Here is a 16,120-nt window from a genome sequence, read left to right as displayed (position 1 = left end):
TTGAATATCATCCCATATTGGCAGCGAACATCCTATTTTATCAAACCTTCATGTGGTGCATGTTTTTTTACGTGAATAATCATCCCAAAAAATTAAATGAAGAGCATATCAAAATCCTAATAGCCGACGATACGGAGTTAATGCGTTTGGTTATGCGTAGTTTTTTTAAAAAACTTCTGCTAAATCCACAAATATCAGAAACTGAAAATCTAAATGATACACATCAAAAACTGAGCGAAGAAAAGTTCGATTTGTTGTTGTTAGATATCAACATGCCTAATGGCGACAGCAATCCAAATACGGTAATAGAGATTAAGAAAAAATACCCTGAACTACAAATTGTAATGTTTACCGGTAACGATAAAAGCACTTTGGAAGCCGAATATGCTGCCGCCGGTGCTGTCGGATTTATTCAGAAAGATGAAAATATGAACGTTTACGCAAAAGAAATTGTAGCTAAATTATTTGGCTAAAACAGCATCTTTCCGCTCATCAATTTTACCTGATATACTTGCACCTGCAACCAGCAGTTCGGCGGTAATCGTTTTAGTATATTCTTGAATTTCCTGCTTAAATTCTTTAACAGAAGCACCTGAGCGTATTTCTTCCAGTCGCTTTTCCCACTGACCAGTTAATTCTGCCTGGGCTATACGCTTATCTTTAACAACATCATAAACCGCTAATCCTTTATTTGTTGGCACTAAATTTCGTTTCTCCCTGCTAATATATTCCCTGGTAATTAAGGTTTCAATTATCGATGCCCGGGTTGCAGGAGTTCCTAAACCACTATCTTTCATTGCGTATCTAAGCTCTTCATCCTCAATCTCTTTACCAGATGTTTCTAAAGCTTTTAATAAGGAAGCTTCATTGTACATTGCCTTTGGTTTTGTTTGTTTTTCTAAAAATGCTTTCTCGATGATGGGCAATGCTTCGCCAACTGTAACCTTTGGTAATGCAGCATTATCCTCATCTTTCTTATCATCTTCAGTTTCGTTGAAAACAGAGCGCCATCCCGCAGAGCGGATAACAGTTCCATTCGCTAAAAAAGTTGTTCCGGATTGTATTGTAATTTTAGTTATCTCTTTTAAACATTCTTGATGAAAAGCTTCAATCATTCTTCCAACAACCATATCATATATTGCTTGTTTATCAGCACTTAAGCCATAAGCATCTTCTCCGGTTGGTAATATGGCATGGTGATCGGTTACTTTTTTGGCATTTACACTACGCTTATTTAAACTTACGGTTTGCAAAAAGCTTGCTTGCTTTCCAAAATCATTATGATTAGTAAATTTCGAAATTAAAGCGGGTACACCTGCAAACACATCATCGCCAATGTAACGGCTCCCCGTACGCGGATAAGAAACCAATTTACTTTCGTATAAATTTTGAAGCAGATTTAGGGTTTGGTCGGCAGTGAAACCTTTTTTCTTATTCGCTTCTTGCTGTAATGAACTTAAATCGTGTAATAGCGGTGGCGGTTCTTTGCGTGGTTTGGCTTCTACAGCGCTAATATTTCCACCATTGGTAAAGCCTGAAGCTACGTCTTCTACCATTTTAAAAATAGCTTCTGCTTCAGCCTTATCTTTGTAGTTATTTGTAGAAATGGCTTTAAAAGCTTGTTCGTCCTTAATTAGTTGAATACTAATTTGGTAATAGGTTTGTGGTACAAAGTTTTTAATTTCTAAAAAACGGGCACAAATCATGGCAAGGGTAGGTGTTTGTACCCGACCGAGCGAAAGTACCGTTCTGTTACCTGCAGATATGCTTAGGGCTTGTGTTGCATTCATTCCAACTAACCAATCAGATTCTGAGCGGCAATGTGCTGAATTGAATAAGGTATCGTAATCGGTTCCAGGCTTTAAATTTCTAAAACCATCTTTTATTGCTTCATCAGTTTGTGATGAAATCCATAAGCGCTTAAATGGTTTTTTACATTTGAGATAGTAATAAATGTAACGGAAAATTAATTCTCCTTCACGTCCCGCATCCGTTGCAACAATAATTTCTGTAGCCTCATCAAAAAGTTTCTTTATGGTATCAAGTTGCTTTCTAACCGCTGGGTCTTCAACAAAGCCATCCTTAGTTTTAATTTTTCTAATTGCAAGCTTAAATTTTGCTGGTAACATTGGCAAATGTTGTTTTCTCCAGCCAATAAAGCCATAATCTTGCGGGGGTGCCAATTGTAATAAATGCCCAAAAGCCCAGGTAAAAGAATAGCCTTTACCTTCAATGTATCCATCTTTTCTGCTTGTTGCGCCAAAAACTTTTGCTAATTCTCTACCAACTGAGGGCTTTTCTGCAATTACAATTTTCATTAATAACTTTGGTGTTTTGAACCTCAAAGATGATTAAAATTATGCTCTCGCAAATCAAAAAATTATACACAATTGGATTTGAAAAAGCTAAAATGCCTATCCTTGTAAACAAAACAATTGATTTTCAGTAATATCCAATTTTTATCTTAACAATTTGATATTTCATCTGTCTTATCATTATTAATCAGTTAAAATGGATAAGGTTTACCAGCTCTGCAACAACAAAATTAAGGTCAGCATTCAGGAAGGTTTGATTCGCTTAAAAAGCGATAAGGCGCTTTGGACCTATCTTGATGGCGCAACTTTAGAAAGAACATTATCATTAGTAAAGCTTATTAAAGCCGACTATATAAACGAGTATAAAAGAGCACTTAACATATCCAACGATTCTTTAGTAGTCGAAATTTGGGCTCATGTTTACAGCCATTATTTTGGCTTGCTGATTAATCGGAACAATAAAATTAAGTGGCTTAAAAAACTTTTAGCTAAGGGAATAAATAGGGCTGAAATAATAGATTGCGGTGAAAAACAAATAGATACGAATAGATGGTTTTGGGATTTGATTTCTGTTTTTAAATTGCCAATATCGTGGTTTACACCAAAAAATATTGCCAATAGAAAATTAATTTCCTAATCAAAGTTTGATGCCAAAACCTCTGATTGCTCATTAAGTGCAACATTAGCTGCCAAGGTTTCATCTAAATATCTCGAATTATAAGATTGCCCCGATCCATTAATAAATAACACCGTTTTATCAGCAATTGTATTTATAACTTTATTGGATAATTTAGATGATACAGCCGGACAACCCTGGCTTCTTCCTAAACGCCCCAATTGGTTAATACTTTCCTGACCAACATAATCTGCTCCATGAACCACAATTGCCCTTTCTCTGGCATTGTTGTTAAAACCATAATCCATACCATCAAGCTTTAACGAGCGACCATGTTTACCGAAGTAAATTTCTCCTGTTAGGTAAAAACCCAGACTGCTTTCATTAGAATTTTTGGAATTTGAAAAATGCGAAGGTTTATCGCCACCACTATTTAAGCCATGGGCAACCCAGGTATTTAATATCAGTTCTTTCTTATCTAAATCTATAACGTAAAGTCGCTTTTTGCTGCTTTCCTGGTCAAAATCTGCAATGGTTAATATAGATTTTGAATGCATTAAACCAGAATGTTTAATATTATAGAAGCCTGTTAAAGCCTTTTCAAAAACATTAACATTTAAGCCAGCAGAATCAAGACCAACCTGGTGATAGAGCTTCTCGATATGCTGATTGTAAAGGCTATCGGATGAAATATTGACCGCAATAAGATTTTTATTTTGATAATCTACCGGTTTCCAACTTGTTAAAATGATGCTGATGCCTGATAAAAGGCATATTGCCGTACTCACTAATCTTTTTCTCATCAAGGGATATTTGTGTGATTCTTAATTACTTATACGAACAAATACGAGAAATATTGTAACAGCGATGATACGAATTGAAGATTAACACCATAATGACATTCATCTGATGGATAGAAAATCAGATTTTATGGTAGATTTATCAGCATAAAAAAAAGTTACATTAATTTAGATTTATCTCAATTATGCCCAATCAAGATAAAGATTATTCATTCTGGACCAAATACAAACGCTTTGCAACAACCGAAATTATAATGTATTTGATAATGATAGTTGGAATAACGCTTGGCATTATTTTTTTAAGCTGAGAATTAGCTTATATCTATCTGATGTGTTTACATCGCTGATAAATTTATTAAACTCTGCATAAGCTTCAGGCGGAAACGTACCTTCATTAAGCATTAGCTTTCTATAATAACTAAGTTTATTGCCTTTTAAAGTTGTTGTGGATATATACTCACCAAACTGATTTGAAAATTTTTTATCATTTGGTGGAATTTGTGTTGTTATAATACCTTCGGGTAAGGTGTAGGTAATACTATCCTCATCGGTAAAGCCTCTATTTAAATAAAGTGGTTTAGTTCTAACCCGCGATTCCGGAATGTTCCCTTTTACATTGAAAGCATTCAGCACCAAAAATAATTTATCGTTATTTATAACTGCATACTTATTAATATTGATATTTAATTCCTCAATTATGCGTGGCGTACTGCTCTTATCTTTAGTGTAATTTATTTTATTAAATGCAATATTATCAACATCGTAAGCATCTGTTAAAAGCTTTTGCTGCTCTGAGAATGGTTTACCTATAATGCTTTCATTATTATCATACTGTGAACCAGAAAATATTGTTTTAACGGTTCCTTTAATATCTCCACCTGCAAGAATTGTTAATTCTGCCATTCTAATTTGCTTATTATCCTGTGTTTCAAGTTTTGGCGTTTTTAATAATTTTCCACCTTCAGCTGTGCAAGCTAAAACCAGCCTGTCATCTGTAAAATCGCCAAGAAACCCGAACGGAGCTTTTTGACTTGTACATTCAAGCCAGATTGTATCGCCTTTTAAGGGCAAACATAAGATAACATGATTTCCTTGCACCATACTTGCATAATTTGCATCAAAGCTTTTCTTTTCATTTCCAGCTTCTACAACGCAATAATAGGATTCTATGCCTGCAACACTTAACAAACTTTGTGTGTAATTAACCAATGCTTTACAATCTCCGTAGCCAAGTTTATCAACTTCAGAAGCTGCTACCGGTTGATTGCCTCCAATACCAATCTGCACACTTATATATCGCGTTTTATTTTGCATGTACTGATAAATTTTTCTTGCTTTTTCTTTATCATCAGTTTCATTTTTTACCAATTCTTTTATGGTTTCAATTGTATTTTGCGGCAATGCAGAACGCCCTTTTAATAAATTTTCATATATCCATTTGCCCAATTCATTCCAATTATGATAAGAGCCTTTGTAGTTATAGAAGAAAAAATCTTTAGGCGCTATTTTTACACTGGTTTCGTAAGTTTCTCTATCCGGACTGTAAGGTTCTGGTTTAGCTGCCGCGATATTGCTAACCGACCAAACGTATGTTTTTTGCTTGTCGGTTAAAGTTTCCAAAGGATTTCCAGCATAATTTTGAGCTTTAATTCTCAATTCATCCGTTGGTTTGCAAATAAATGTGTAATTACTTTTCTCTACCGAAACATCGCTTGCAGGCTTAGGGTTCCAATCCGGAATGGCAAGATTTTGCTTGTGTTTTACCTCGTAATTATAAACTACAGTATAAGGATATACATTCTCGTTAGGCAAAAAATGCTTAACTCTATCATCAACAAACAAAGAAAATCCATCTGCGGCACTTTCATCGCTAAAATTACTTTGGGTAAATTTACTGGTTAATTTGCCCGCTGCGTTATAAACTTCGCCCTTAATGCCTTTAATCGTAGTGCTTTTATCATAAAATAATACCAAGCGAGCAGCATTTTCGCCATTTTTATTTAAAACGGTTATTACTTTTTTTACAGTTTGAACCACATTATCTGGCGTTCGCATATCAATAACCGTTTCCTGATTTCTTATGGTAGCATTGGCCCGGCTTTTTAAAGTTTGAGGAATTAAATCGGCATCATAATTATCCTGAGCAGATGTTTTAAAAAAAATTACGCAGAGCGATAGAAAAAGCAATACATATTTCATTATTTAACTTTTTTAAGTAAAAGTTCGGCCTTTTGATTTTGGATGATTTTGCTGTAAAATTCTTTTAAATAAAGATATTCTTCGGGCATGTAAGTCGCTTTGTTTAACTGCATAATTTGGCTCAAAGAAATCAAATTATCATCAATTCCTGTTTTAAGCAAGTATTTTCCGCCAGCATTTGGTAAGGCAATTGCCAAATCTTTAGGCTTTTCTTTGAGTTCATATTTGCCCGGAAGTTCGATATTTATGAGTGTTCTTGTATCTGAAGATGAACCTAAATCTACCGGATAAGTTCTTGAGGCTAAATTAAATGGATTTTTGGCAACCGGACTAATCATAAATGGATTGAAATAAAGTTCATCTTTATCTGCACTAGATTGTGAAGCAAATTCTACCTCATAAATTTCGGTCAATGTATTTTCAACGCTGTCCAAATTCCTAATCTCATGCTTTAGAATTTTTATCTTAGCCATCGATTCATCAAGTTTTTCTACATAGTCATCAATGCTATTGCTCTTTTTAATTGCCTTTCTCTTGTTAAATGCTTCATAGCCTGTGCTATGTGTTATAATGGTTCCCGATATCGTTCCATCGATATTCAATTTTCCTTGTAAAACGTAGCTGGTTGATGATTTTTGTGCCGCAACCAAATCAATCCAATAAGAAGGCTTTTTTAAATTTATTACCCTGCCTTGATCATTAATGCAACGCAATGGCAATAATCCAAATGGTAACAAAGGTTCAGTAGCATCAAGCATATAACTTTTATCACCAATATTAACTTTTGCAACCAGATAATTAAAATCGCTTATGATAGGGAAAAGTTTATTCACAGTACCATTATCGCGGGTAGAGAGCATAACAGCCTCTGTGTCAAAGTTAGCGGCCGAAAGTGCGGCAATCAAATTTAAATTAACATCAGCAACATTACCAGAGCGCATATCTAAAGCTTTTTTAATATTGTCTTCGCTGTATTTTCCATAATAATTATTCCACTTAATTTGATTTTTAACAAAATTGTAAATGGCTTTGGCTTTGCTTAAATCATCGCTGGCATTTTTTAATATCGATGGCAATAAATCTTTATATATATCCTTTCGTTTCATTTGAGAACCGAAATTTCTTTCGTTTACTAATTCATAATCAACATCTTTCCACGTTTTTGTATAACTAATTCTCGATCCTGTGGTGGTAACTTGGTCTGATAATTCAAAATTAATAGCCGATTTAAAATTGCTTGCCGCAGTCATGTAATCCTCTTCAACAAATGCAGGTATATCTTTCATAACATACCAAATTTTAGAGCAATCTATTGGCGTTCCATTTAATCGCAAACACTCTCTTGCTACCTCACTTTTTGTGCTACTTAATTTTTGAAAACCCCGTAACGATACATTGTAATTATAAATTGCCGGGATATTAACCAAATATTCACTATAAACTTTTGGAATATCAGTCTGAAAATCCCATGTTTTAAAATTAAATATATTTGGAGATTCCAGCCTGTAACTATATTCTATAATCGAACCATCTTTAATATTTGGTAAAGTAAACTTTGTTAGCGTAGCATATTTAGAGCGAACTTCATTAAATATAGCCTTCTTATCCATAATGGTTTCTACAAATCTTCCATTTTCATAGTTAAAGGTAGAAGCTTTTATGTCTGTAATTATCTCTTCACGGCTATCATCTTTATAAATAGGGATAATAACATTAGCCTGATTATAACCTTCTTTGTTGTAGATTTTAATTTTTACATGATATTCAAAGTATATGTTTATGCTATTAGTTCTGTCACTTACCTGCATGGATGACGTTCCAAACTCTCTAAGCACTACAGCATTTGCATTACTATCTAACTTATTTCTGTCAAAATCGTTATCATCATGAGTTATTCTACCAAAATCGAAATTTTGTGCAGAGCAGTAAATCGTAAAAAGAGAGAAACAAAATAATAATAGAAGTTTACGCATTGAGTTTGGTTAATTTTTGGCAATTTAATTTTAAGCGCCAACATTTAGAAATAAATGTTAATTAATATTTAAAATTTAAGGTGGCTTTATAAAAAACAAACCAATCCTTTTTAGCACTTTTGGTTTAGAAACATTACCGGCGTTTGAGCGTCAAAATATATATCATAATGAAATTAAATTTAAAACGCCCCTTAGCATTTTTCGATTTAGAAGCAACAGGGATAAATGTAGGTGCAGATAGAATAGTGGAAATTGCTATTTTGAAAGCTATGCCTGATGGTGAAGAAATTGTGAAAACATGGCGTGTTAACCCAGAAATGCCAATTCCCTTGCAAACATCGCTAATACATGGTATTTATGATGAAGATATTGCTGATAAACCAACATTTACTGAATTAGCGAAAGAAATTGCAGAATTTATTGGAGAAAGTGATTTAGCAGGCTATAATTCAAATAAGTTTGATATACCAATGCTTTTAGAAGAATTTTTACGGGCAGATGTGGATTTTGACATGAGCGAACGCAAGTTTGTAGATGTGCAGAATATTTTTCACCAGATGGAACAAAGAACTTTAAAGGCAGCTTATAAGTTTTATTGTAATGATGATTTGGTAAATGCCCATGCTGCAGAAGCCGATGTAATTGCTACTTACAAAGTTTTGCTCGGTCAGTTGGAGATGTATGAGGATAAAGAATTTGAAGATAAGCAAGGCAATAAATCAAAACCGGTTGTTAATGATGTTGATGCTTTGCATATTTTCACAAATATAAATAAACCTGTTGATTTTGCCGGAAGATTGGTTTACAATGATAAAAACGAGGTTTGCTTTAATTTCGGGAAGCATAAGGGCAAAACAACCGAACAAGTTTTTAGTATCGAACCAAGTTATTATGCATGGATGAAAAACGGCGATTTCCCGCTTTATACCAAGAAAAAACTTGATGAAGAATGGGCAAAGTTTAATGCTAAAAAGAATGAAAACAGACCTCCTAAAACTCAAAACCAAGCTCAACAAGCTAAACCACAATATAACAAACCAAAACCTCAGGAAAAACCTGCTCAACCGCTAAATACTGATATGTTAGAGCAGTTGAAAATGAAATTCGGCAAATAATTTAATGCCACAGATAAAGAGGATAAACACAGATATCGATTAATTTGATAGAACTTAATCTCATAACAGAAAAAATTATTGGTGCTGCTTACACAGTTTCAAACACATTAGGTGCCGGATTTTTAGAAAAAGTTTATGAGAACGCAATGTTTCTCGAAATCTCATAAATGAACTTGAATGTTGTGAAACAACAATCATTAAATGTTTTGTATGATGAGCAAATTGTTGGCGAATATTTCGCTGACCTCATCGTAGAAAATCAAGTAATTGTAGAAATAAAAGCTATTAGAGAACTGACCGAAATCCATCAAGCTCAATTAATGAACTATTTAGTTGCTTGCAATAGGCGATGTGGCTTTCTAATTAACTTTGGAAAGCCGAGAATAGAAATCAAAAGAATGCTTAACGGATATCAATTAAACATCAGTGTTTATCTGTGTACATCTGTGGTTAACCTAATCTTTAAATATGAAATTTTTAAAACTTATTGCCCTTTTTATCCTTACTGGAAGTTTGGCAATTGGCCAAACCAAACTTCCGGTTGAACCCGTTTTTGAAAGAACTTACCAAAACAAAACCAGAAGTTTTGATGGTAAACCAGGTGAAAAATACTGGCAAAATTCTTCAAACTACAACCTTAAAGTAAACTTTAACCCGATTAGCAGATTGTTATTTGGAAAGGTTGATGTGGTTTATACCAATAATAGTCCGGATACTTTGAAAAAAATTTGGTTTAAGCTCTATCCAAATTTGTATAAAAAAGGTGTTCCGCGTAAAGCGAAACTCTCTGAATCGGATTTGGGTGATGGTGTTAAAATTGAAAATTTAGCAGCCAATGGAAAAACCATCAACGATTATAACATTGATGGGACGAATATGACCGTGAAAATTCAGCCCCTTTTGCCTGGTAAAACCATAAATTTTAGCATTTCTTATCATTATATTTTAAACAAAGGTTCGCACATGCGTACCGGACAAGTTGATGAAGGCTCGCATTTTATTGCTTATTTCTTTCCAAGAATTGCAGTTTATGATGATGTTGATGGCTGGAATAAATTCCCTTACACTGGCGCTGAAGAATTCTACAACGATTTTGATAATTTCAATGCAGAAATTACTGTTCCGGGTGGCTATGCTGTTTGGGCCACTGGCGATTTAAAAAATGCCAATGATGTTTTTCAAAAGGAAATTGTATCCAGAATTTCATCTGCAGAAAAAAATGATGCAGTTACAGATGTTATAACTGAAAAAGACCTTGCTGATAAAAGGGTAACGCAAAATAAACCATTCAACACGTTTAAATTTAGTGCGAAAAATGTAACTGATTTTGTATTTGCGCTTAGCGATCATTACTTATGGAAATCATCAAGTTTAATTGTTGATTCAACAACAAAAAGGCGAACAAGGGTAGATGCCGTTTTCAATCCTAAACATAAAGATTTTTATGAAGTGATTGATTTCGCCCGTAAAACCGTTGATGCCATGAGTTTCAAATTTCCAAAATGGCCATTCCCTTACAGCCATGAAACAGTTTTTGATGGTCTAGACCAAATGGAATACCCAATGATGGTAAACGATAATCCGGTTGATAGCCGTGAAGACGCGATTACCCTAACCGATCATGAAATTTTTCATACCATGTTTCCTTTTTATATGGGAATAAATGAAACAAAATACGGCTGGATGGATGAAGGTTGGGCAACTATTGGCGAATGGCTAATATCACCGATGATTGATTCGACAATTGTTGATGAATATGGTATTCAAAATACAGCCTCAAGCTCTGGTGGCAAAGATGATTCGCCGATTATGACTTTAACACCCGACTTAAAAGGTTCTGGTTCTTTTACCAATTCTTACCCAAAACCAGCTTTAGCTTATTTATTTGTTAAAGATTATTTGGGTGATGAATTATTTACTAAAGCTTTGCATCAATACATAAAAAATTGGAATGGAAAACATCCGATGCCTTACGATTTCTTTAATAGCATAAATAAGGGTAGTGGAAAAGACCTGAACTGGTTTTGGAAACGCTGGTTTTTTGAAGGTGGAGTAACCGATATGGCCATTAAATCAGCAATTAAAACTGCTGATGGATACACAATCACTATAGAAAATAAAGGAAAACCGCTACCGATTGATTTAATGTTGAAGTTTGATGACGGCTCAACAGAAAAAAACCACAGTACCATTTCTGTTTGGGAAAAAGGAAATAATGAAACAATGATTAATATTAAAACACAAAAGAAATTATCCAAAGTTGTAATGGGCGATGCACATACACCTGATAAAGCTAAATCAGATAATAGCCTTTCTGTAAATTAAAATTTAATAGTTGCGAAGCATGAACAATTGAAAAAGATTGATTCGGGCTTCGCAATTTCTATTTAAGTAGATTTCAAGAAATCGATATTTCTTTTTAAACCAGCATATTTCGTTCGTTTAACTGCCGAACCTTTGAAAACTTTCTTAAAAACTTCATCCGTAATTTCAGTAAGTTCTTTTGCCGTTAAATCCAGTAAACCGCTTTCTGGTAAAAAAGCCTGTTCATTGTGGACTTTAGAAAATCGGTTCCACGGACAAACGTCCTGACAAATATCACATCCAAACATCCAATTGTCCATCTTATCTTTAAACTCATTCGGAATTTCATCTTTAAGCTCGATAGTTAAGTAGGAAATGCATTTTGTACCATCAACTATCTGAGGAGCAATTATTGCATCAGTTGGGCAGGCATCTAAACATCGGGTACAGGTACCGCAATGGTCTGTTTGGAAAGGGTGGTCGTAAGCTAGCTCTAAATCAATAATCAGCTCTGCTAAAAAGAAAAAAGAACCATGTTGTTTACTAATTAAGTTTGAATTTTTGCCTACCCATCCAATGCCCGATCGTTTTGCCCAGGCACGATCTAAAACAGGAGCAGAATCAACAAACGCTCTTCCAGAAACCTCGCCTATGTTTTCTTCAATAAAATGAGTGAGTTCTTTTAATTTATCTTTTATAACCGTATGATAATCTTTTCCGTAAGCGTATTTTGAAATTTTTGGCGCATTTGCATCTTGCTGCTTATCCTCGGTATAATAATTTAAAGATAGAGAGATAACTGATTTTGCACCCTCAACCAATAAGCGAGGATCAAGCCGTTTATCAAAATAATTCTCCATGTACTTCATCTCGCCATGATGATTATTATTAAGCCAATGCTCCAAACGCGGCGCTTCCTCTTCTAAAAATTCTGCCTTGGAAATACCACAATCTAAAAAGCCTAAGCGCATTGCTTCGCTCTTAATCAATTGACTATATTTTGCAGAATTACTGTACATCGATTTGCAAAGATAGGGCTTAGAATTAAAACCTTTTGCTTAATCGCTTGTTGTTATTCGAAAAGCTATTTAAAATGATTGACATCATTGAAAATTTAATTAGCCCGAATACGCCAACTAACGCAAATTTTTTATAATGGAAAATATAGATCCGAAACATACGGAAAGCGGAGAAGCTCCAAAACCGATAGAACAAGATTACGAAAATCATAAAAACGACCCAGGACCTGCAAAACCGGCAGTTACAGAAAGAGACGAAAACGGAGCGGGTTCTGTTTTAAAATGGATATTACCAATAGCCGTATTAATTGGCTTAATAGTATGGTTCGCCCTGCGAAAATAATTAGCTTTAGTACAATTGAAAAGCCGTTTATCTTTGTGATAACCGGCTTTTTTTTGTGAAGAATTAGCTTTATTTGAGAAGTTTTACCTGATACAAATCTTTTCTTCTATCCTTTAAAACCTTTACCGTTCCGTAATGATGCAATTCATCCAAAAGGTGTAAATCAACATCAACTACTAAAACCATTTCGGTATTTGGCGTGGCTTCAGCTTTTACTGCATTTGTTGGAAAAGCAAAATCAGATGGAGTAAAAACAGCAGATTGAGCAAACTGAATATCCATATTATTCACCTTTGGTAAATTTCCAACGCAGCCTGCAATAGCTACGTAACATTCATTTTCAATTGCCCTGGCTTGCGCACAATGCCTTACACGTGTGTATCCGTTTTGAGTGTCCGTTAAAAACGGAACGAATAGAATTTGCATTCCCTGGTCGGCATAAATTCTGCTCAGTTCCGGAAATTCTACATCATAACAAATCAAAATTCCAATTTTACCACAATCTGTATCAAACACCTGAACTTTATCGCCACCAATCATTCCATAGTATTTTTGTTCGTTCGGTGTGATGTGTATTTTTCTGTATTCATCAATTTTACCCGTTCTGTGGCATAAATAGGTTGCGTTATATAATTTGCCATCATCCAATAAAGGCATGCTTCCGGTAATAATATTCACGTTGTAACTTAAGGCATATTCGTGCATTCTATCCACAATTTCCTGAGTTTTCTCAGCTAACTTTCGCATGGCTTCAATCTCTGGTAAATGATTGTAAGGCTGGAGCAATGGTGTATTAAAAAGTTCCGGAAACATCACGAAATCAGATTTATATCCACTTAATGCATCAACAAAGAATTCTACTTGTTCATAAAAAGTGTTCAAATCAGGAAATAATCGCATTTCCCATTGTACAAGGCCCAATCTTATCGTCATTGCAGAACGGGCAGATGCATCAATACCCTGATAGTAAATGTTATTCCATTCAATCAAAGTTGCATATTCCTTTGATTCCTTATCACCGGGAAGATAATTTTTAAGCACTTTTCTAACGTGAAAATCATTAGAAATCTGGAACGTAAGGGTAGGGTCGTAAATTTCCTTTGCCTTAACTTTATCAATATATTGTCTTGGTGTAAGCGTTTCAGCAAAGGTATGGTAACCTGGAATTCGTCCGCCGGCTATAATGCTTTTTAAATTTAAGCTTTCGCAAAGTTCTTTTCTTGCTTCGTAAAGCCTTCTGCCTAATCTTAAACCTCTAAATTCTGGATGAACAAAAATTTCTATTCCGTATAAAGTATCTCCATTCGGATCGTGAGTAGTAAAAGAATAATCTCCGGTAATCAATTTATAAGTATGTCTATCACCATATTCATCATATTCTACAATAATCGATAGCGAGCAGGCAACCACTTTATTATCTACAGCAATACAAAGCTGTCCTTCAGGAAAAATATTTATGAGCTTGGCAATACTCGATTTCGGCCAGATAGAACCACCCATGCTATCATAGGCTTGCAGCATAGATTCTTTTAGATCGGCATAATCTTCGATTGTTAATTTTCGTAATTCGATATTCATAATTTGCTGGTTTTACAACTTATGAACAGAAAAGTTTGGTTAATGTTTTTCTTTCTACCTGTTTTAATTGTGGAGGAAGATACAGTTTTACTCTTAACTGGAATAAATATTATTATTTTTAAAAATGACAGAGAATGAAATATCTTATATAATTCGCGGTTGCGTATTTAGAGTTTATAATATTTTAGGACCAGGGTTATTAGAATCCGCATACGAAGCAGCTTTAAAATACGAGATTCAAAAAGAAGGTTTGAAGGTAAAAAGTCAGGTCTCTTTGCCGATGGTTTATGAAGAGATTTCTATTGACGTAGGATACAGACTTGACTTACTAGTTGAACAAAAAGTGATTTTAGAGCTTAAATCTGTAGAAATTATAGCACCAGTCCATCACAAACAGTTATTGACCTATTTAAGATTATCTGGTTTGAAATTAGGATTGCTTATAAATTTTAATACTGATAATATTTCAGATAATATTTTCAGAAAGGTTAATAAGCTTGATTAGCGTGCTAGTTCTCTCCCGCAGATTTCCGCAGAAAAGAAACGCAGATTTAAAATGATTTTTACTTATGAGTGTTCAAAATAGATTGATGTGATTCACGAATGCAAATAGTTCTCTCCCGCAGATTTCCACAGAAAAGAAACGCAGATTTAAAATGATTTTTACTTATGAGTGTTCGAAATAGATTGATATGATTCACGAATGCAAATACTTCTTTCCCGCAGATTTCCACAGAAAAGAATCGCAGATTTAAAATGATTTTATCTTTTGGCAATAATCCGCGAAAATCTGCGGATTTTATCATTTTAAATCTGCGGGTAAAATTAAAACAACTTCCCGGTTTGCCCAGGAAAACTTTTCTTAAGGTGCTTATAAGCCGCTTCGGTAACTTCCCGACCGCGAGAGGTGCGCATAATGTAACCTTCCTGAATTAAAAACGGTTCATAAACCTCTTCAATCGTACCTTCATCTTCACCTACAGCCGTTGCAATAGTTTTTAAACCAACCGGACCGCCTTTAAACTTATCTATAATGGTTACTAAAATCTTATTATCCATTTCATCAAGCCCATGCTCATCTACATTTAAAGCATTTAAGGCATAACTAGCAATTTCAGTATCAATTTTGCCATTTCCTTTTATTTGAGCAAAATCTCTGGTTCGGCGTAAAAGTGCGTTAGCAATACGTGGTGTACCCCGACTGCGGCGGGCAATTTCATAAGCACCTTCATCACTAATAGGCGTTTTTAAAATTTCTGCAGAACGTAGAACTATGGTAGTAAGCAATTTAGCATCGTAATAAGCTAATCTTGCATTAATCCCAAAACGAGCCCTTAAAGGCGCAGTTAACAAACCCGAACGGGTTGTTGCACCAACTAAAGTGAAAGGATTTAAAGAGATTTGAACCGACCTTGCATTGGGTCCGGTTTCAAGCATAATATCTATCTTAAAATCTTCCATTGCAGAATACAAATATTCTTCTACCAAAGGTGATAAACGATGAATTTCATCAATAAAAAGGATATCTCCTTCATCTAAACCGGTTAATAATCCGGCCAAATCACCAGGTTTATCTAGTACTGGTCCGGAAGTTACCTTTATGCCGGTAGCCATTTCATTAGCTATAATGTGCGATAAAGTTGTTTTCCCTAATCCCGGAGGACCGTGAAGTAAAACATGATCTAAAGATTCTCCACGAAGTTTGGCTGCCTGAACAAAAATCTTCAGGTTTTCCATAACTTTTTCCTGCCCGGTAAAATCCTCAAATGCCTGCGGACGTAAAACACGTTCAATATCTCTATCTATTGGTGTTAAATTGTCTGCTTCCGGATCAAGATTTTCATTCATATTGGCAAAT

General features: G+C 34.6%; 13 protein-coding genes and 1 pseudogene. 7 read left to right on the top strand and 7 right to left on the bottom strand.

The window, feature by feature from the left end:
- Window positions 1–59 precede the first annotated feature (59 nt).
- Window positions 60–473: a response regulator gene (locus LUA86_RS05805; protein ID WP_231459666.1), complete on the top strand. Its 414-nt coding sequence runs from the start codon at window positions 60–62 to the stop codon at window positions 471–473.
- Here LUA86_RS05805 and LUA86_RS05800 read toward each other — a convergent pair.
- Entirely contained in the window at window positions 462–2,318 is a 1,857-nt protein-coding gene (locus LUA86_RS05800) for a DNA topoisomerase 3 (RefSeq protein WP_231459665.1), read from the bottom strand. The genes LUA86_RS05805 and LUA86_RS05800 overlap by 12 nt on opposite strands.
- 193 nt (window positions 2,319–2,511) lie before the next feature.
- On the opposite strand from LUA86_RS05800, the gene LUA86_RS05795 reads away from it, so the two are divergent.
- Entirely contained in the window at window positions 2,512–2,952 is a 441-nt protein-coding gene (locus LUA86_RS05795; protein WP_231459664.1) for a hypothetical protein, read from the top strand.
- Here LUA86_RS05795 and LUA86_RS05790 read toward each other — a convergent pair.
- The 3 genes from LUA86_RS05790 to LUA86_RS05780 all read right to left on the bottom strand — a co-directional run bounded on the left by LUA86_RS05790 (window position 2,949) and on the right by LUA86_RS05780 (window position 7,903).
- Window positions 2,949–3,734 (bottom strand): murein L,D-transpeptidase catalytic domain family protein, encoded by a 786-nt coding sequence (locus LUA86_RS05790; RefSeq protein ID WP_231459663.1) that lies wholly within the window; start codon window positions 3,732–3,734, stop codon window positions 2,949–2,951. The genes LUA86_RS05795 and LUA86_RS05790 overlap by 4 nt on opposite strands.
- Before the next feature lie 288 nt (window positions 3,735–4,022).
- Complete coding sequence (locus LUA86_RS05785) at window positions 4,023–5,930, bottom strand: DUF3857 domain-containing protein (protein ID WP_231459662.1); 1,908 nt, start codon at window positions 5,928–5,930, stop codon at window positions 4,023–4,025.
- The gene (locus LUA86_RS05780; RefSeq protein WP_231459661.1) at window positions 5,930–7,903 is read right to left on the bottom strand and encodes a DUF3857 domain-containing protein; all 1,974 of its coding nucleotides are present in this window, start codon (window positions 7,901–7,903) and stop codon (window positions 5,930–5,932) included. The genes LUA86_RS05785 and LUA86_RS05780 overlap by 1 nt, the downstream gene beginning before the upstream one ends.
- A 167-nt stretch (window positions 7,904–8,070) precedes the next feature.
- On the opposite strand from LUA86_RS05780, the gene LUA86_RS05775 reads away from it, so the two are divergent.
- The 3 genes and pseudogenes from LUA86_RS05775 (at window position 8,071) to LUA86_RS05765 (ending at window position 11,343) form a co-directional block, all read left to right on the top strand.
- A complete protein-coding gene (locus LUA86_RS05775; RefSeq protein WP_231459660.1) occupies window positions 8,071–9,018 on the top strand; it encodes a 3'-5' exonuclease in 948 nt (315 codons plus the stop codon).
- Between the two features lie 44 nt (window positions 9,019–9,062).
- A pseudogene (locus LUA86_RS05770) lies at window positions 9,063–9,563 on the top strand (GxxExxY protein).
- Window positions 9,487–11,343: a M1 family metallopeptidase gene (locus LUA86_RS05765; RefSeq protein WP_231459659.1), complete on the top strand. Its 1,857-nt coding sequence runs from the start codon at window positions 9,487–9,489 to the stop codon at window positions 11,341–11,343. The pseudogene LUA86_RS05770 and the gene LUA86_RS05765 overlap by 77 nt, the downstream one beginning before the upstream one ends.
- 62 nt (window positions 11,344–11,405) lie before the next feature.
- Here the strand turns inward: LUA86_RS05765 and queG are convergent, their stop codons facing one another.
- A complete protein-coding gene (gene queG / locus LUA86_RS05760) occupies window positions 11,406–12,341 on the bottom strand; it encodes a tRNA epoxyqueuosine(34) reductase QueG (protein ID WP_231459658.1) in 936 nt (311 codons plus the stop codon).
- 136 nt (window positions 12,342–12,477) lie between these two features.
- Here queG and LUA86_RS05755 point away from each other — a divergent pair, with 136 nt between their 5' ends.
- The gene (locus LUA86_RS05755) at window positions 12,478–12,684 is read left to right on the top strand and encodes a hypothetical protein (RefSeq protein ID WP_231459657.1); all 207 of its coding nucleotides are present in this window, start codon (window positions 12,478–12,480) and stop codon (window positions 12,682–12,684) included.
- Between the two features lie 69 nt (window positions 12,685–12,753).
- Here LUA86_RS05755 and LUA86_RS05750 read toward each other — a convergent pair whose 3' ends face one another.
- Entirely contained in the window at window positions 12,754–14,262 is a 1,509-nt protein-coding gene (locus LUA86_RS05750; RefSeq protein WP_231459656.1) for a carbon-nitrogen hydrolase family protein, read from the bottom strand.
- Between the two features lie 124 nt (window positions 14,263–14,386).
- On the opposite strand from LUA86_RS05750, the gene LUA86_RS05745 reads away from it, so the two are divergent.
- Complete coding sequence (locus tag LUA86_RS05745; protein WP_231459655.1) at window positions 14,387–14,767, top strand: GxxExxY protein; 381 nt, start codon at window positions 14,387–14,389, stop codon at window positions 14,765–14,767.
- Between the two features lie 320 nt (window positions 14,768–15,087).
- Here the strand turns inward: LUA86_RS05745 and ruvB are convergent, their stop codons facing one another.
- Window positions 15,088–16,110 carry a Holliday junction branch migration DNA helicase RuvB gene (ruvB, locus tag LUA86_RS05740; protein WP_231459654.1) on the bottom strand — a complete coding sequence of 341 codons (1,023 nt, stop codon included), beginning with the start codon at window positions 16,108–16,110 and terminating at the stop codon, window positions 15,088–15,090.
- Window positions 16,111–16,120 lie beyond the last annotated feature (10 nt).

The organism is Pedobacter sp. Leaf132, assembly GCF_920984695.1.
Lineage (GTDB): Bacteria > Bacteroidota > Bacteroidia > Sphingobacteriales > Sphingobacteriaceae > Pedobacter.
This window is presented reverse-complemented; position numbering and strand designations above follow the sequence as displayed.